Here is a 16385-nt window from a genome sequence, read left to right on the forward strand (position 1 = left end):
GGTGTACACATATCGGCGCCGTAAGGCGCGGGTTGAGAGTGCTGGTTTCCCTCGAACTCCGGGTCCTTCGACGGGGTCCAGGACGGGGTGCCGCGCCAGCGCACCCCCTCGGCCATCAGGATCCGACGGACCTGACTGCGGCTGACTTCGATGCCCAGCCGCTGTGCGTCAGCAGCCAGTGCGTCCAGGGTCCACTCCGGCGGCCCGGACTCATCCGTCGCGGGCAACTCGCCGTCCACCTGCACCGTCAGCCGACCCGGTGGTGGCTGTTTGACCAGGCCGATGACCCCGGAGCGCGGCGCCTACGTGTACGGCTCGCTCGTCGCCGCCGGGACCGTCACCGCCGACTGGCGCGGCCCGGCGCTGCTCGCCCTGTCCGCCTGCGTCTTCCTGCACTTCGAGTTCGCCCGCAAGTCGGCTTGGCAGCCGCCGCCCGACGCCCGCCTGTACTCGGCGGACCTCGGGCCCCGTCGCAGCGCTGTGGTCACCGCAGGCTTCGCGGCCGGTGCGGTCGGCTGCCAGGTGCTGCTGTTCGCGTCGGCCGGCCCGCTCGGGCTGTTGCCCTGCCTGGCGGCGGCTCTGCCCGCATGGGGCACCTGGCGGTTCATGGCCGTCCGCCGCGGCGGCTGGCCGATGCCGACCGCGATGGGATTCGTCGTGGCCACCTACCTCGCGCTGGTCGTCCGGGCGGTGCTGCTGCCGTGATCGGCGAACTCGCGCTGACCTGCGAGGAGTTGATGACCACCACGCGCTGCGTGCGGCGGGGCCTGGACCCGGAGCGGGTGGTGGACCCGGAACTGGTCAAGGACTGCCTGCGCACCGCCCTGCAGGCACCCAACGGCAACAACCGGCAGAACTGGCGCTGGATCCTGCTCACCGACCCGCGGATCCGCGCCGACGTTGCCGAGGTGTACCGGGCCGCCTTCTACGACCGCAACGCCGCCGTGCTCGAGCGTCCGGCGGAGCTGCCCGAGGCCACGCGCTCCATGCTCACCGCCGCCCGGGCGCTGGCCGACCGGCTGCACCGGGTACCCGTCCTTGTCCTCCCGTGTATCGAAGTGGCCGACGGGCGGCTGCCGGAGGGCAACCAGGCCGGTCTGTGGGCGTCGGTACTGCCCGCCGCCCGGAGTTATGCGCTCGCGGCCCGCAGCCGCGGTCTGGTCACCGCCTGGACAGCGGTCCATCTGGACCGTGAGCAGGAGATCGCCGACCTGCTGGGCCTGCCGCCCAGCGTCCGCCAGGGCGCACTGCTGCCGACGGCGTACCCGTGCGCGGCACGTTCCGGCCGGGCCCGCGGCTGCCGCTGGAGCAGGTCCTGCACCACAACGGCTGGCATGACGGTTGACCTCCGTGCAACCGGTTCTCGGCAGCGGGTTGTGCAGTCGACGAGGTGGTTGGTAGACGAACGCGAAGAGGGTGGCGTGTCACTCAGGTCGGCGTCACGGGCGAACTCCAGAGGCTGAAATCCCGGTCAGCCAGGCTTGAGAAGGCCGGCATCGACCACGGCGTGACCGAAGGGGCTCGCGAGTTCGGCGAGACGCTCACAGCCGGCGTCACCCAGGGCGGCGTAGGCCGGAAGGGCCAGGCGGTCGGTGCGGTCCTCGATGTGCCGGCGCAGGAGTACGCCCTCCGGGGTGAGGGAGTCGCCGTCGAGGAGACCGCGCTTGCGCAGGTGTTCCTCTGTCTCGGCCCACTCGTCCTCGGGCCAGGCGCGGCTCGCCTTGAGGAAGTCGACGGGAATCTCACCGGTGGCAGCATGCAGAACCAGGGCCTCCAGGCCCCCGACGCCCTCGCTCAGCAGGCACGCGACATGGCCGTCTCCACGGAACTCCCGGAGCAGCGTCTGGGCGTGCCACAGCTGCAGTACCGGCTCCTCCGGCCAAGGGAGCGCGGCATGAGCGGCGAACAGCGGGCGGCCCTGTGCGTGTTCGCAGGCCGCCTGGGCGGCCCGGCGGGTCAGGGCCAGCACCTCGTCCAAGCCGGGCAGCTCGTGGATTCCCACCCGCCGCAGGGCCTCGCCCACAGCGGCGTACCGAGCGTCCAGCACCTGCTGGGGCGTCACCGTGTCCCAGACCCCGTCCACCGCCCGCCGTACGAAAGCGGGGTTGAAGTTGTAGAAGGTCGAGATGACCAGCTCGGCGGATGCCCGGCCGAACGCGGCGCTCCGGGACGCGAAGTACCCGGCGCGTCCGCTCAGTCCCAGGTCCGCGTACCGTCGCCTTGCCTCGGGGACGAAGTAGATCATGCCGTGTACGGGCTCGAGCCGGCGCCAGGCCGCACGCGCTGTCTTCATGGGTCACCTCTTCGGAGAGTCGATGAGCGGGGTATGCGGCGCGGCTCCGTACGCGCGGTCAGCGCCACGATCTGCCGCTGCCACACCAGCCCCGTCTGCGGGAAGCCGTGCAGCAGCAGCACGGGGCGGCCCCCGGGCGGACCCGCCACGATCGCGTCGAACGTGCCCGCGACGGTGGCGATGCTCAGCTGGGTCACCCTCCGCCTCCTCATACCGACTGGTCGGTAGCCTTCAGGTGGAAGGCCGGACTGTCAAGGCGAGGGCGCATACCGATCAAGTTGAACTTGACGCCGGATTCAACTATAACTCGATCCGGAGGCCGACTCCTGTCACCCCGCGGTCATGGCTCATGTCATCGGCCACCACAGGGGACGGTGGACGAACCCTCGCCGGGCCGCAGTTGGCGCTCGGCGCCGCCCACCGGCACCGATCCCGGCGCGCGGAGCCCAAATATCCCGCCCCGACGCTCCCGGGCGAGCCGGACCAACAGGAAACAGTGAGGCGACATGAGGGAAGCAGTCATCGTTTCGACGGCACGGACGCCGATCGGCAGGGCTTACCGCGGCGCGTTCAACGACACCCAGGCGCAGGAACTTGCCGCGCACGCCCTTTCGCACGCCGTGCAGCGCGCCGGGCTCGAAGGAGGCGAGGTCGAGGACGTGATCTTCGGCTGCGCCGTGCAGCAGGGCTCTTCCGGTGGCAACGTCGCACGTCAGGCCGCCCTCCGTGCCGGACTTCCGGACACCGTGTCGGGAATGACGATCGACCGGCAGTGCTCGTCGGGCCTGATGGCCATCGCGACGGCCGCCAAGCAGATCGTCGCGGACGGGATGCAGGTCGCTGTCGGCGGCGGCGTCGAGTCGATCTCCCTGGTGCAGAACGACCACATGAACACCCACCGCATGGCAGATCCCTGGCTGGTCGAGCACAAGCCCGCCATCTACATGCCGATGCTGCAGACGGCGGAGATCGTCGCCGAACGCTACGGCGTGAGCCGGGAACGCCAGGACGAGTTCGCGCTGGTGTCGCAGCAGCGCACCGCGGCGGCGCAGGAGGCCGGCCGGTTCGACCGGGAGATCGTCGCGCTCAGCAGCGTCAGGAAGGTCCCCGACAGGCAGTCCGGGGAGGTGCGGGACGAGGAGGTCACCCTGACCCGGGACGAGGGCAACCGCGCGTCGACGACGCTCGAGGGCCTGGCCGGGTTGGCCCCGGTGCTGCCCGACGGTCAGGTGAGCGCGCGGTCCAGCGTGACGGCGGGCAACGCCTCCCAGCTGTCGGACGGGGCTTCGGCCTCGGTGTTGATGGAGTCGGACGAAGCCGAGCGCCGAGGGCTGGAACCACTTGGTGTCTACCGGGGTATGGCGGTTGCCGGCTGCGGACCGGACGAGATGGGCATCGGTCCGGTGTTCGCCATCCCGAAACTGCTGAAGCAGCACAACCTCACCATCGACGACATCGGCCTGTGGGAACTCAACGAGGCGTTCGCTTCCCAGGCGCTGTACTGCCGCGACGAATTGCACATCGACCCGGAGCGGTTCAACGTCGACGGCGGCGCGATCTCGGTCGGTCATCCGTACGGAATGACCGGAGCCCGCCTGGTGGGGCATGCCCTCATCGAGGGCAGGCGCCGAGGGGTCCGGTACGTGGTGATCTCGATGTGCGTCGGCGGCGGAATGGGCGCAGCCGGACTGTTCGAGGTCGCCTGAACTCGCCATACCAGCCAGGTATTAGGGACAACTGCGAGGGAGAGGCATGGACACCGTGTCGAACATGGTGGAAAAGACCCGAACCGCGGTCCTGGTGGACTTCGGCGGGGTCATCACTTCCTCTGTGCTGCGGGCTTTCACCGAATTCGGTGCATCGCTCGGCGGCGAGCCGCGTCTGCCACTGGACCTTCTGGGCAGGGACCAGCCATCGCGCGCGCTCCTGGCCGACCACGAGTGCGGCCGTATCGACACGGAAGCCTTCGAGCGAGGATTCGCCGAACGTCTCCTTGTCCACGGCGCCGATGTACCGGCCGAGGGTCTCACGGCCCGGATGCAGGCGGGATTGTCGATCGACCAGGACATGCTCGCACTGCTCGGTGACCTCCGGGCCGCCGGCCGTCCGGTCGCGCTGGTGTCCAACTCGTTCGGTACCGGAACCTACGACGGCGTCGACCTCGCCGCCGTCGCCGATGTGGTCGTCATCTCCGCCGAGGTCGGGATCCGCAAGCCCTCCCGGCGTATTTACGCGCTCGCCTGTGAACGCCTCGGTATCGATCCCGGGGAAGCAGTCATGATCGACGATCTGCAGCAGAACCTCGACGGAGCGGCCAGGATCGGAATCGGGGGCGTATTGCACACGAGTTCCGCCGACACCCGCCGCCAACTCGCCGAGCGCTTCGGGATCACCGTCTGACCCTGCAATCGGGCTTCTGACCATGGTGTCGGATTCAAGTAGAGTTCCCGGAATGGACAGCACGTCGCCCCAGGAGACCGACGGCGAGGAGGCACCGCCCATGGCGCCCCTTTCACACCTTCGCGAGCCGCCCACGACGAAGCGAGGAGCGCGGACACGGGCCGCTCTGGTGAAGGCCGCGCGCAAGGTGTTCGAACGGGACGGCTACCTCGACACCCGCCTGACCGACATCACCAAAGAGGCTCAGTGCGCGGCGGGATCCTTTTACACCTACTTCGCCAATAAGGAAGAGGTTCTCGCCGCCGTCCTGCTGGAGGCGCAGGAGGACATGATGCACCCCGGTATGGGCCGGGTGCAGGGAACCGACGATCCCTATGCGGTTCTCGAGGCGAGCAATCGCGCGTATCTCGAGGCGTACAAGCGCAATGCCCAACTGATGGCACTGCTCGAGCAGGTCGCGCAAGTGGAGCCGGAGTTCCGTGAATTCCGGAGCCGGCGCGCCGATGCCTTCATCCGCCGCAACGCCCGCGGCATCGCGGACCTGCAGGCGCGCGGTGTCGCCGACCGCGAGGTCGATCCGATGATGGCCTCCCGTGCGCTGTCGGGCATGGTCAGCGTCATGGCCTACAACGCCTTCGTGCTCGGCGAACGGCAAGAGCAAGGTCCTCCGGTGGACTTCGAGGAGCTTGTGGCCACGGTCACCCGGCTCTGGGCGAACGCCCTGCGGTTCTCCGGCCACCGCTGATCCGGCCTGCCCCCAGCGGCCGCCGGCGCCCGGCGTCCGTCCAGAGCGTGAGGCACTCGCCCGCAGCTCCCAAGGGCATGCGCCGGGCGTCTCAGCCGGGTGGTGTCGACAGATGGACCAGGATGCCGCACACCTCGTCCACGATCTCCCGGGCCTCCGTCTCGTCCCCGCAGTCGCCCAGCTCGCGCGCCGCCCCGCCGATGACGGTGGTCAGCACGCTCACCCGGACCCGGCCGGCGCGTCGACGCTCGTCCACCTTCAGCAGTCGGGCGTTGCGCCGTACCCATGCGCGGTCCCACTGGCGGCGCAGCGCGTCGAAGCCCGCCGGGCCGTCGTCCTCCGCCAGGAGCCTGGCGAGCCGCCGGTTGTCCCAGGCGCCCGCCAGGTACGCCCTGGCTCCGGCCACGAAGAGGGCGACGGGGTCGTCCACGCCACGGCCGCGCTCGGCGGTCAGCGTGGCCGCTGTCCGGTGCTCCTGCTCCTCCCGGAACTCCTCCCACAGGGCGAGGTAGAGACCGCGCTTTCCGCCGTAGTGCTGGAAGAGTGTGCCTGCCGGGATGCCGGAGCGCGCCGCGATCTCGGTGAGGCCGGCGTCGGTGTAACCGCGCTCGGTGAAGACGCCCAGCGCGGCGTCCAGCAACGTCTGCCGGACCGTTCGGTCCTGCTCCGCGCACCTTTCCGGATGGTCCATGTCCCCCTGTCCGACCGGGAGTTGACGCACCGCCTCGGTGTCCGCGGACTGCACGATGCCGCTCACTGGCAATCTTCACCTTCCCCGTCCCCGTCGCGGATGGCGAGGGCGACCAGTAGTTCCAGGAGGTCGGCGATCCGGCGCGGATTGCGGCCGGTGCGTTCCTCGATCCGGCGCAACCGGTAGTGCGCCGTGTTGTGATGCACCCGCAGCCGGTCGGCTGCCAGCCGCAGATTGAGGTCCGCCTCCGCGAAGGCCCGTATGGTGGCGGCCAGCGTGTTACCGCGTCTGTGGTCCTCCTCCAGCAGCACACGCACGCGGGGATCGACCAACTGGCGGGCGAGGTCGTCGGCGCGCAGCGCCAGGTAGTCGAAGGGGGACAGCCGCGGCAGCGCCGCCACCCCGCCCCCGCTCGGCACCAGGTCGAGGGCGGCCCGCGCTTCCTCATAGGCGCGCGGCAGTTCCGACGCGCCCTGTGCGACCGTGCTGATGCCCATGGAGAGCATGGTGCCCTCCCGTGCGAGCCGCTGCCGCACGTCCTCGAAGTGGGCACATATGTCCTCGGCGTTCATGCCGGCCCGGACCACGGGCACGGCCACCGCCTCGCCGTGGCGCACGACGACCAGGGTTCTGCCGGCCCAGGGCCCGGCGATGCTGATCGACGCGCTGGTGGCATACCCGTGCTCGGCCGACGTGAGGTCCCCGGTGCGCGTGTCGCCGACGCACACCGCCACGACCGCCATCATCGGCGAACGTGGTCCGATGCCGTACGCCTGCGCCGCGGCGGACAGCGGACCGCGCGTCGGTGCCAGGCCGGCCAGGAGCTGGTCCAGGAGATCCCGTCGCTCCCGGTCCGCGTCCGCCACCACGTGCTGCTGGTACTCGACGTAGGCCTGCGCGGCATGGGTGCTGGCGTAGTCGACGTACCGCATCAGCGGGGTGACGAGGGACAGCGCGGCCTGCTGGGCCTCGGCGGACGTGCCCGCGCAGTCCAGCAGCGCGTCCCACATCACCTGCCGGCCGACCCGGAAGGCACTGATCCAGTCCTCCAGCGCGAACCCCGCGCGCGCTCGGCGCATGGCTGCCGCGCGGCTGAAGACGAGGTCTTCGGCAGAGATGTCGCGGTCGCCGGCCAGCGCCGCCAACTGCATCCGGTAATGCTCGAGCACCTGCCCCCGTACCTCGTCGAAGAACCGCTCGTCCTGCAGTGCGTACGACGGGATCTCCGCGCGCATCACCTCGACGGCCGTCTCCGCCACCTCCCCGACCCGGTCGTGGACGGCGTGCAGGATCCGCCACCGCTCCCGGCGGAGCGGTTCGGAGAGCTGGGGAGTGCCCAGGGCAGGACCGCGAGGCATGGCGCAGATCGTCGCCGTCCGCCTCGTGCTCCGTCAACAGGCTCGGCGTGAGACATCTCCCGGCACCTGTGCGCGGCGCACAGTCCACTGACCGGGAAGTTGGGTGCTCACACCCAATGTGCGCCCGGAAGGCCCCGACCTACTGTGACGCTCGCCCACCCCCCCAGCACGTCGGAAGGGGCGTCACTCATGCTCGCGGTCGACGGTATCACCGTGCGCTTCGGCGGGATCACGGCCTTGGACGGTGTCGCGTTCACCGTCGAGCCGGGCACCGCCGTGGGGCTCATCGGGCCGAACGGAGCCGGCAAGACCACCTTGTTCAACTGCCTCACCAGGCGCTGCACTCCCAACGGGGGAACCGTGCGGTTCGAAGGCGAGGACCTGCTGGCCCTCCCGCCGCACGCCGTGGCCGGGCGCGGCATCTCCCGCACCTTCCAGAACCTGGGCCTGTTCCCGCGCCTCACGGTCCGGGAGAACGTCATGGTCGGCGCCCACAGCCGAGGGCATACCGGACACCTCGCCGCGGCGCTCCGGCTGCCCCGCGTCCGGCGGGAGGAGAGGGAACTGCGTGACCGGGCCGACGACTTGCTACGACGGCTCGGCCTCGCGGACGTCGCCGACCACCCCGCCTCCGGGCTGCCGTTCGGCACGCTCAAACGCGTCGAACTCGCCCGGGCGCTCGCGGTGCGGCCCCGGCTTCTGCTGCTCGACGAGCCCGTCAACGGGCTCAGCCACGGCGAGGTGGACCAATTCGCGGATCTGGTCCGCTCGGTGCACCAGGACTTCGACCTCGCCCTCGTGGTGGTCGAACACCACATGGGGTTCGTGATGGGCCTGTGCCACAAGGTGGTCTGCCTCGACTTCGGCCGCAAGATCGCCGAGGGCGTGCCGGAGGAGATCCAGCGCGACCCGGCGGTCGTCGAGGCGTACCTGGGGGTGGCCGTATGAGCGAGCCCACCGGGATCGAGGCGACAACGGAGGCGGACTTCCTGACGGTCTCCGGCCTGCACGCCGGATACGGCCAGGCCCACGTGCTCCAGGGCCTCGACTTCTCCGTCGCCCGCGGCGAGGTGTGTGCGGTCCTCGGGCCCAACGGCGCGGGCAAGACCACGACACTGCGGGCGCTGTGCGGCATGGTCCGCGGCCGTGGCTCCGTCACCCTGAACGGTACGCAACTGCTGGGCCGCTCGCCCGAGCACGCCGCCCGGCTCGGCGTTGCGCACGTCCCCGAGGGCCGGGGCACCTTCAACGACCTGACCGTGGAGGAGAACCTGCGCATCGGTGCCCACCTGCGCACCGGTTTGCGGGGACGAGGCCGTGCGGAGCGCGCAGGCGTGGCGACCGACCTGGAACGGATCTACGACCACTTCCCCAAGTTGCGCCGGCGGTCGGGTCAGGCCGCCGGCAGCCTCAGCGGCGGAGAGCAGCAGATGCTCGCCATCGGCAGGGCGCTGATGCTGCGGCCCTCGCTGCTCCTCCTGGACGAGCCGTCCCTCGGGCTCGCTCCGATGGTCACCCGCGAGCTGTTCGAGATCGTCCGTGCCGTCAACGAGGAGGAACGCACTACCGTGATCGTCGTCGAGCAGAACGCCCAGCTCGCGCTGGACATCGCGCACCGGGCGCACGTACTGGAAACCGGCCGCCTGGTGCTGTCCGGACCGGCTCGGCAGATCCGCGAGGACGGGCAGGTCGCCGAGGTGTACCTCGGTGTCTCCGCCCTCGCCCGGAAAGCCGGGTGAGCGCCATGACCGATCTTCTCCAGCAAGTGGTGGAGGGTCTGGGCTCCGGCGCGGTGTACGCCAGCCTGGCGCTGGCCCTGGTGCTGATCCATCGGTTCACCGGCATCGTCAACTTCGCGCAGGGTGAGCTGGCCATGCTCTCGACGTACGTCGCCTGGCAACTGGTGGCGTCCGGGATGCCGTTCTGGCTGGCGCTGCCGGTCACCCTCGCGGTGTCCTTCGCCGGGGGCATGCTGGTCGAGCGGATCGTCATCCGACCCGTGCAGGGCGCACCCGAGCTGACGGTGGTCATCGTCACGGTCGGCCTGTTCATCTTCGTCAACGCGCTGGCCGGCCTGATCTGGTCGTTCACCGTGAAGGACTTCCCACAGCCGTTCCCTGACGGCGGGCTGGACCTGGCCGGGGTGCGCCTGGACTGGTCGACGCTCGGGATCATCGGTGTGGTGGCCGTCGTGATGGGGCTGCTGTACCTGCTGTTCCAGCACACCTCCATCGGCCTGGTGATGCGGGCGGTCGCCTGCAATCCGGCCTCCGCCCGGCTGTCGGGCATCCGGGTGGGCCGGGTGCTGATGCTCGGCTGGGGGCTGGCCGCCACGGTCGGCGCGGTGTCCGGCGTGCTCGTCGCCCCGGTGCTGTTCCTGGAACCCAACATGATGGGCGGGGTGCTGATCTACGCGTTCGCCGCGGCCACCCTCGGGGGCTTCGACAGCCCGGTGGGCGCGGTCGTCGGGGGCCTGTTCGTGGGCGTCGCCGAGACGCTGACCGGGGCGTACGTCGACGTCATCGGTGCCGATCTGAAGGTGGGCGTCCCCCTGGTGATCATCCTGGCGGTGCTGCTGGTACGGCCCCAGGGCCTGTTCGGACGGGCGGCGGTGGAGCGCGCATGAGCACGATCGTCACCACACTCGGCACGGACCGCGTCCGGCGCCTGCGGACCGCGCTCACGCTGCTGCTCGCAGGGGCAGTCGCCGGTTACATACCGTTCTACTTTGCCCCTTTCCAGGTCTTCCAGCTGACCATGGTGTTGCTGTACGCCGTGGCGCTGGCCGGCCTGAACCTGCTGGTCGGCTTCGGCGGACAGATCTCGCTCGGGCACGGCGCGTTCTTCGCGGCGGGGGCCTACACGGCGGCGGTCATGCTCGACCGGTACGACACCGGCCACGTCGCCACGCTGCCGGTCGCGGCCGCCGGATGCTTCCTGCTGGGCCTGGGCTTCGGAGTGCCCGCGCTGCGGTTGCGCGGGCTGTACCTCGCCCTGGTCACCCTCTCGTTCGCGGTGTTCCTGCCGCCCTTGCTCAAGCGCCTCGAACCGCTGACCGGCGGTTCCATGGGCCTGACCGTGGAAAAGCTGCAGCCGCCGGCCTGGAGCGGGCTGGCCGAGGACCAGTGGACGTACTTCGTCGTCCTCGCCGTCACCGCGGTGGCCCTGCTGCTCGCCCGGAACCTGCTGCGGTCCCGGGTCGGCCGGGCACTGCTCGCCGTGCGGGACAACGAGAGCGCCGCAGAGGTCATGGGCGTGCGGCTGTCGCTGCACAAGACCCTCGCCTTCGCGTGGAGCGCGATGTTCGCGGGTGTGGCCGGGTGCCTGTACACCTGGGTGATCGGCTTCGTCTCGCCCGACTCCTTCAGCTTCGTCCTGTCCGTCACCCTGCTGGCCGGCCTGGTGGTCGGGGGGCTCGCCTCGCTGTACGGACCGCTGCTGGGGGCGGCGTTCGTGATGTACGTGCCGAGCGTGTCCCAGGACCTCGACGAGGCCGCACCGGGCGTGGTGTTCGGCCTGCTGATCATCGCGGTGATGTTCGTGGCCCCGACGGGACTGGCCGGCCTGCCGGGCCGCGTCCGGGGCGCTGTCGCCCGCCACCTGCCCCGCGCGGCCGCGGCACTCGACCGGACGCCCGAGACCGGGTCCGCGCCCGATGCGCGGCCGGAGCCCCAGGCCGAAGACGGCCCCTTCGCGCCCCTCGATCCCGCCGCCCCCGCAGTTGCCGACGCCGAACCCGTGGGCGCACCGCCCCGCACGGAAAAGGAATGAATCACATGCGCAAGACCACCGCTCTGCGGGCGGCAGCTGCCGCTGCCGCCGCCCTGCTCACCGCGACCGCCTGCGGAACCCAGCGAGGGCAGGACGACCAGGGCACCGACGCCGGCGGTGCCTGCAAGGGCCAGCAGACCACCGGCATCACCGACAAGAGCATCAAGCTGGGCGGGATCTACCCGCTGTCGGGACCGGCCTCCGCGTACGGCACGATCAGCAAGGGCGTGGCCGCCTATTTCAAGTACGTCAACGACAAGGGCGGCATAGAGGGCCGCAAGGTGCAGTTCATCGTCCGCGACGACGGCTACCAGCCGCCCAAGGCGGTCGAGGAGGCCCGCAGACTGGTCGAGCAGGAGAAGGTCTTCGCCGTGTTTCAGACCCTGGGCACCCCCTCCACCGCAGCCGTGTGGGACTACCTCAACCAGCAGAAGGTGCCGCAGCCCTTCGTCGCCACGGGTGCCTCTGTCTGGGGCACGGACCACAAGCACCCCTGGACCCTCGGGTGGCAGCCCAACTACGTGGCCGAGGCGCGCGTGTACGCCAAGTACCTCAAGGAGGCCAGGCCCAAGGCCAGGGTCGCGGTCCTCTACCAGAACGACGACTTCGGCAAGGACCTGCTCGGCGGGTTCGAGAAGGCCGTCGCCGGCAGCGGCATCAAGGTGGTCGCCGAGGAGAGCTACGAGGTCACCGACCCGTCCGTGTCGGCGCAGATGGCGAGTCTCGCCCGCTCCAGGGCGGACGTGCTGCTGGACGTCACCACCCCCAAGTTCGGCAGCCAGGCCCTCGCCGCCGACGCCAAGAACACCGGGTGGAACCCCCTGCACATCGTGAACAACGTGGCCTCGTCCGCCGCCGTGCTCCAGCCCGTCGGGTTCAAGAACGTGCAGGGCGTGGTCTCGGCGACCTACTTCAAGGACCCCGCCGACCCGCAGTGGGCGAACGACCCCGGGATGAAGACCTACCTGAACGCCATGCACAAGTACGCCCCCGACGCCGACCCGGCCAACCAGTTCAACGCGTACGGCTGGGCCGTCGCCTCCAGCCTGCACCAGGCCCTGGACGCGATGAAGTGCCCGACCAGGGAAGGGCTGCGGGACGCGGTGCGCAACCTCAAGAACGTGAAGGTGGGCCTCCTGCTGCCCGGGGTCACCATGTCCACGGGCCCGGGCGACGCCTTCCCGCTCGAGACGATGCAGCTGATGCGGTTCAAGGGCGAGCGGTGGCAGCTGTTCGGCAAGCCGGTGGACACCCGCAAGGAGTTCGGTCCGCTGGCCGGGTGAGCCGGCGGGCGCGGTCGAGGCCTGGTCGGGATCCGTGGCGTCACCGACCACGGGCAGGTCACGGGCGCGTTGGCCGCCGACCAGGGCGGCGGTGGCCGCCGCGGCGGAGGGGGAGATGTCGGCGCAGGCTACGGAGGCTCCCAGGCGGGCGGCGAGCACGGCGACCGTTCGCCCGTTGCCCACAGGGGCCTTCGGGTTGTCGCCGGGGCGGGTGCCCGCGCCGATGACCAGTACGTTCCGGCCGGTCAGCAGCCCGGCCGGGTGGGTGGTCGCGGGGTGCCGGGGCTCAGGCATGGCCGTGTCCCCTTTCCGGTCGGCGGCCACCCCTGGGCGTCCGGGCCCGCGCCGACCCGTCGGATCCCCTCGTCGGTGACCCCGGCGGCCCTGGCCGACGGTACGTGCCGCCCTCAAGGCCGGAGGACGGCATATTGTTCAATTCCACAACGGCCGGTACCACAGGGGCGAAGGTGAGACCCATGCCCACACAGTCGGGCGCGGCGGTGCCCCTCGAACTGGTCATCGCCGCGATGGCCGCGCAGCGCGGGCAGGTGGGCGGGCGGTTGCACGCGGATCTGACGGATCACATCCCGTCCTACCGTGCGGTGCCGCGGGAACTCCTGGACCAGATCTGGCACCGGCACTTCCAGCGGGCTCTCGCCGTGGTGTGAGAGGGCACGGGTGACGGCGGGGCTCGGTTCGTCGGTGGACCTGGCCGCGGTCCACCGCTCCTTCCGTACCGCCGGCAGGATGCTGGAGGCCGCCCGCGCGTACGGACTGCGCGGGGTGTACGACCTGAGTGACCTGTCCTGGCGGGTGGCGGTCGTCGCCGAACCCGAACTCGGCGAGTCGCTGCTCGACCGCTGTCTGCGCCCACTGGAGGCGGAGGGGGAGTTCGGTGCGCTCATCGAGGAGTCGGTGCGGGAATACCTGAAGAGGGGACGGCACATCCGCGAAGCCGCCCGCAGCGCACACGTCCATGTCAACACCGTCCGCTACCGGCTGCGCCGTTTCGAGGAGTTCACCGGCACCAGCCTGGACGCTCCGGACACCGCGGTGGAACTCGGCTGGGCCTTGGCGGCACGTGAGCTGGGGAGACCTCCGTGAGGCTGCTTACATGGCATCAGCAGGCCAGCGTGCACGGGGAGCGCCGAGCGACCGAGTACAAGGTGGTGTCCAGCGGTGGAGAAGCGGATGAAGGAGTTCAGCGAAAGCCACGACGATCCGTTCGCCCCGCACCTCGCCGCCTTGGCGGTGCTCGCGCGGCGAGGAACCGGAGCAGGCCCTGGCAGGACCGGTGGTACGCGTGGGGGCCTGCAGCGTCGGAGTCCAGCAACCCGGAACACCTGGCGTTCACGACCGAGTTGATCGCCAGCGAGCTGGTCACCAACGTCTACCGCTACGCCAGTGGCCCCGCGACCCTGCGGCTGGTCCGTGAACGGTGTCTGGTGTGCGAGGTCAGCGACTCCAGTCACACCTCACCCCATCTGCGCCGCGCCCGCACCACCGACGAGGGCGGGCGCGGCCTGTTCCTGGTGGCCCAGATGACCGACCGCTGGGGCACCCGCTACACCCGCGAGGGCAAGACCGTGTGGACAGAACAGTCACTGACCGGCCCATTCGCCTGACCGTCCCAGGCTGTCCTGGGGCCCCGCCGCCGTGGTCATTCGGCCGCGGCGAGCAGCCGTGCCTCGCTCTCTTCGTACAGCCGCCGGTTCTCGAGGCCGGCGGCTGTACGGCGCCGGTGGTCCAGCCGGCTGCCCAGCCAGCCCGCCAGATAGCCGAACGGGACGGACACAAGCCCGGTGGACTGCATGGGGAACAGGTCGAAGTGGGCGTTCGGGAAGACGGCGGACGGTGTGCCCGAAACGGCCCTGGAGAAGACCATCAGCAGCAGCGCGCAGGCCGCTCCGCCGTAGAGGGTGGCGAGCAGGCCGGTGCGCGTGAAGCCTCGCCAGAACAGGGAGTAGGTGAGCGCGGGTGCCACCGCCGATGCCCCTATGCAGATGGCCAGCGTGGTCAGCACGCCGACGTTCCAGTTCTGGACCTGGACGGAGAGCCCGATGGCTACGGTTCCCACGGCCACGCTCGTCCACGCCGCCACCGTCATCTCCGTACGCGGCTCGGCCTGTCCCCGCCGCGCCGCATGGGCGAACAGGTCGTGGGCGAGCGACGAGGCCGCGGCCAGGGTCATCCCCGCGACCGACGACAGCAGGGTGATGAAGACCATGCCCGCCACGGCCGAGTAGAGAATCGTCGTGCCCACGGAGCCGGCTGCCCCGCCGAGCACCTGCGACAGCATGAGCACCGACGTCCTGCCCTGTGGGTCGGCCGCGGTGATGTACCGCGATCCCACCAGCGCCGCCGCGCCCGTTCCCATGACGATCACGAGCAGGCAGAACGTGGTGACCGTGCCCACCGCCCACGACATGGAGCGACGCACCGCCGGCACGTCCCGCGCGGAGTACAGACGCATCGTGATGTGGGGCAGGCAGGCCACACCGAGGACCACGGTGATCTGGAGACCGATGAAGTCCAGCCGCTCAGCGGCCGAAGTGCCCAGCTGAAGGCCCTGCTGGAGGAAGGCGGGGCCCGCGCCGCTGCCGTGCTGCGCGGCCTTGAGCACGTCGCCGGGGTTCCAGTCGAAGCGGTTCAGGACCAGGGCGGCGACGACGGCGCTGGTGCCGATCAGGAGCACGATCTTGATCATCTGGATGAGCGCGGTGCCTCGCATGCCGCCGAGCGCCGCATAGATGATCATGAGGCTGCCTACGATGACGATGCACACCGTCCTGGCACCGGCCACGTGCGGCAGGTTCAGGATGAAGGTGAGCAGCGACCCGGCGCCGGAGAGCTGGACGACGAGGAAGGGCAGGGTGGCCGCGAGCGTCACCACGGAGGCGGCGACACGCACCGCCCGCCCGGGCATGTTGCGGGCCAGGACGTCGCCCATGGTGAACTGGCCGGCGTTGCGCAGAGGTTCGGCCAGCAGGAACATCAGCAGCACCAGGGACAGGGCCGTGCTGACCGCGAGGACGTAGCCGTCGTATCCGGCGAGCGCGACGATGCCGGTGGTGCTCAGCACCGTGGCCGCCGAGATGTAGTCACCCGCGATGGCAAGCCCGTTCTTGAGCGGGGTGAGGGAGCGGTAGCCGGTGTAGAAGTTCGTCAGGTCGTCGCGCTCCGGTCCCGCCATCACGCACATCAGCAGCGTGAGGGTGACCAGGGCGGTGAACAGGATGAGGACGGTGGCCTGCGTCCCGGAACCGAAGTTGTTCATTTCGCCACTCCCGCGTTCCGGCCGGTGGGGACCGCCCGTTCCCTGACGGCGCGGGCCAGCGGATCCACCGAGCGTCGGGCGCTGCGTCCGTACCAGAAGACCGCCGCGAAGGTGACCACGAGCTGGAGGACCCCCAGGGCCATTCCCAGGCTCAGCTCTCCGGCGATCTTGGACCCCATCAGGCCCGGCGCCCAGCAGGACAGCACGACGTACACCACGAAGGAGCCGAGCGCGGTCAGTGTGGAGATCCGGCGGAGCAGCCGGTAGGCCGAGCGGAGGGCGGTCAGGTCGTCATGCTGAGGACGAGCCTGGTGCGCGTACGGCTCGTCCCAGGTGGCTCGCCCGTACCAGTCGTGTCCGGGGGCGTCGTGTCCGTACCACTGGGGCTCGGTACGGGACCACGGCGAACCGGTCGGCCCTGATGGGGGGTACGGGTTCTCGTCGGCGTATGTCATGGCCTTGCCTTCCACCACGGCTCGGATCCGTGGAGGTGAACGGGGAGGAATGCCGCGCACCATACCGACTGGTTGGGATGACTGTCAGTCTGCCGTGGGTCACGTTTCAGGG

Annotated in this window: 18 protein-coding genes and 1 pseudogene; 13 read left to right on the forward strand and 6 right to left on the reverse strand. The window is 70.4% G+C overall.

The genetic code is table 11. From position 1 onward, the window contains the following. Positions 1 to 270 precede the first annotated feature (270 nt). The gene (locus ACWGJ5_RS21310; protein WP_453311227.1) at positions 271 to 705 is read left to right on the forward strand and encodes a hypothetical protein; all 435 of its coding nucleotides are present in this window, start codon (positions 271 to 273) and stop codon (positions 703 to 705) included. Then, the gene (locus ACWGJ5_RS21315) at positions 702 to 1463 is read left to right on the forward strand and encodes a nitroreductase family protein (RefSeq protein WP_453311228.1); all 762 of its coding nucleotides are present in this window, start codon (positions 702 to 704) and stop codon (positions 1461 to 1463) included. Before ACWGJ5_RS21310 ends, ACWGJ5_RS21315 begins: the two co-directional genes overlap by 4 nt. Positions 1464 to 1471: 8 nt before the next feature. Here ACWGJ5_RS21315 and ACWGJ5_RS21320 read toward each other — a convergent pair whose 3' ends face one another. Both ACWGJ5_RS21320 and ACWGJ5_RS21325 read right to left on the reverse strand, forming a co-directional pair. Continuing rightward, positions 1472 to 2293: an SCO6745 family protein gene (locus ACWGJ5_RS21320; RefSeq protein WP_453311229.1), complete on the reverse strand. Its 822-nt coding sequence runs from the start codon at positions 2291 to 2293 to the stop codon at positions 1472 to 1474. Then, entirely contained in the window at positions 2290 to 2490 is a 201-nt protein-coding gene (locus tag ACWGJ5_RS21325; RefSeq protein ID WP_453311230.1) for an alpha/beta fold hydrolase, read from the reverse strand. The genes ACWGJ5_RS21320 and ACWGJ5_RS21325 overlap by 4 nt, the downstream gene beginning before the upstream one ends. A gap of 309 nt (positions 2491 to 2799) precedes the next feature. Between ACWGJ5_RS21325 and ACWGJ5_RS21330 the strand changes: the two genes are divergently transcribed. The 3 genes from ACWGJ5_RS21330 to ACWGJ5_RS21340 are packed head-to-tail and all read left to right on the forward strand — an operon-like array spanning position 2800 to position 5438. Beyond that, positions 2800 to 3999 (forward strand): acetyl-CoA C-acyltransferase, encoded by a 1200-nt coding sequence (locus tag ACWGJ5_RS21330; protein WP_453311231.1) that lies wholly within the window; start codon positions 2800 to 2802, stop codon positions 3997 to 3999. A gap of 46 nt (positions 4000 to 4045) precedes the next feature. Beyond that, the gene (locus ACWGJ5_RS21335) at positions 4046 to 4693 is read left to right on the forward strand and encodes an HAD family hydrolase (RefSeq protein ID WP_453311232.1); all 648 of its coding nucleotides are present in this window, start codon (positions 4046 to 4048) and stop codon (positions 4691 to 4693) included. 52 nt (positions 4694 to 4745) lie between these two features. Continuing rightward, positions 4746 to 5438 (forward strand): TetR/AcrR family transcriptional regulator, encoded by a 693-nt coding sequence (locus ACWGJ5_RS21340; protein ID WP_453311233.1) that lies wholly within the window; start codon positions 4746 to 4748, stop codon positions 5436 to 5438. Positions 5439 to 5529: 91 nt separating this feature from the next. On the opposite strand, the gene ACWGJ5_RS21345 is transcribed toward ACWGJ5_RS21340, so the two are convergent. Further along, a complete protein-coding gene (locus ACWGJ5_RS21345; RefSeq protein ID WP_453311234.1) occupies positions 5530 to 6195 on the reverse strand; it encodes a TetR/AcrR family transcriptional regulator in 666 nt (221 codons plus the stop codon). Beyond that, positions 6192 to 7487, reverse strand: a complete 1296-nt coding sequence (locus tag ACWGJ5_RS21350; protein WP_453311235.1) for a PucR family transcriptional regulator — start codon at positions 7485 to 7487, stop codon at positions 6192 to 6194. Before ACWGJ5_RS21350 ends, ACWGJ5_RS21345 begins: the two co-directional genes overlap by 4 nt. Before the next feature lie 189 nt (positions 7488 to 7676). On the opposite strand from ACWGJ5_RS21350, the gene ACWGJ5_RS21355 reads away from it, so the two are divergent. The 8 genes and pseudogenes from ACWGJ5_RS21355 to ACWGJ5_RS21390 all read left to right on the forward strand — a co-directional run. After that, entirely contained in the window at positions 7677 to 8435 is a 759-nt protein-coding gene (locus ACWGJ5_RS21355; RefSeq protein ID WP_453311236.1) for an ABC transporter ATP-binding protein, read from the forward strand. Next, positions 8432 to 9226, forward strand: coding sequence for an ABC transporter ATP-binding protein (locus ACWGJ5_RS21360; RefSeq protein ID WP_453311237.1), 795 nt, complete (start codon positions 8432 to 8434; stop codon positions 9224 to 9226). Before ACWGJ5_RS21355 ends, ACWGJ5_RS21360 begins: the two co-directional genes overlap by 4 nt. A gap of 5 nt (positions 9227 to 9231) precedes the next feature. After that, positions 9232 to 10113, forward strand: coding sequence for a branched-chain amino acid ABC transporter permease (locus tag ACWGJ5_RS21365; RefSeq protein WP_453311238.1), 882 nt, complete (start codon positions 9232 to 9234; stop codon positions 10111 to 10113). Next, on the forward strand, positions 10110 to 11258 hold the full coding sequence (locus ACWGJ5_RS21370) for a branched-chain amino acid ABC transporter permease (RefSeq protein ID WP_453311239.1): 1149 nt from the start codon (positions 10110 to 10112) through the stop codon (positions 11256 to 11258). The genes ACWGJ5_RS21365 and ACWGJ5_RS21370 overlap by 4 nt, the downstream gene beginning before the upstream one ends. A 5-nt stretch (positions 11259 to 11263) precedes the next feature. Then, positions 11264 to 12541, forward strand: coding sequence for an ABC transporter substrate-binding protein (locus ACWGJ5_RS21375; protein ID WP_453311240.1), 1278 nt, complete (start codon positions 11264 to 11266; stop codon positions 12539 to 12541). Positions 12542 to 13017: 476 nt separating this feature from the next. Further along, a complete protein-coding gene (locus tag ACWGJ5_RS21380) occupies positions 13018 to 13209 on the forward strand; it encodes a hypothetical protein (protein ID WP_453311241.1) in 192 nt (63 codons plus the stop codon). Between the two features lie 10 nt (positions 13210 to 13219). After that, entirely contained in the window at positions 13220 to 13645 is a 426-nt protein-coding gene (locus ACWGJ5_RS21385; protein ID WP_453311242.1) for a PucR family transcriptional regulator, read from the forward strand. A gap of 233 nt (positions 13646 to 13878) precedes the next feature. Beyond that, positions 13879 to 14166 (forward strand): annotated as a pseudogene (locus ACWGJ5_RS21390) (ATP-binding protein); the annotation flags it as partial. A 35-nt stretch (positions 14167 to 14201) separates the two neighbouring features. Here ACWGJ5_RS21390 and ACWGJ5_RS21395 read toward each other — a convergent pair. Together ACWGJ5_RS21395 and ACWGJ5_RS21400 are read right to left on the reverse strand one after the other, a co-directional pair. Next, positions 14202 to 15818 carry a sodium/solute symporter gene (locus tag ACWGJ5_RS21395; protein ID WP_453311243.1) on the reverse strand — a complete coding sequence of 539 codons (1617 nt, stop codon included), beginning with the start codon at positions 15816 to 15818 and terminating at the stop codon, positions 14202 to 14204. Beyond that, on the reverse strand, positions 15815 to 16273 hold the full coding sequence (locus ACWGJ5_RS21400) for a DUF485 domain-containing protein (RefSeq protein ID WP_453311244.1): 459 nt from the start codon (positions 16271 to 16273) through the stop codon (positions 15815 to 15817). The genes ACWGJ5_RS21395 and ACWGJ5_RS21400 overlap by 4 nt, the downstream gene beginning before the upstream one ends. Between the last annotated feature and the right edge of the window lie 112 nt (positions 16274 to 16385).

Source organism: Streptomyces sp. NPDC054783 (genome assembly GCF_053611725.1).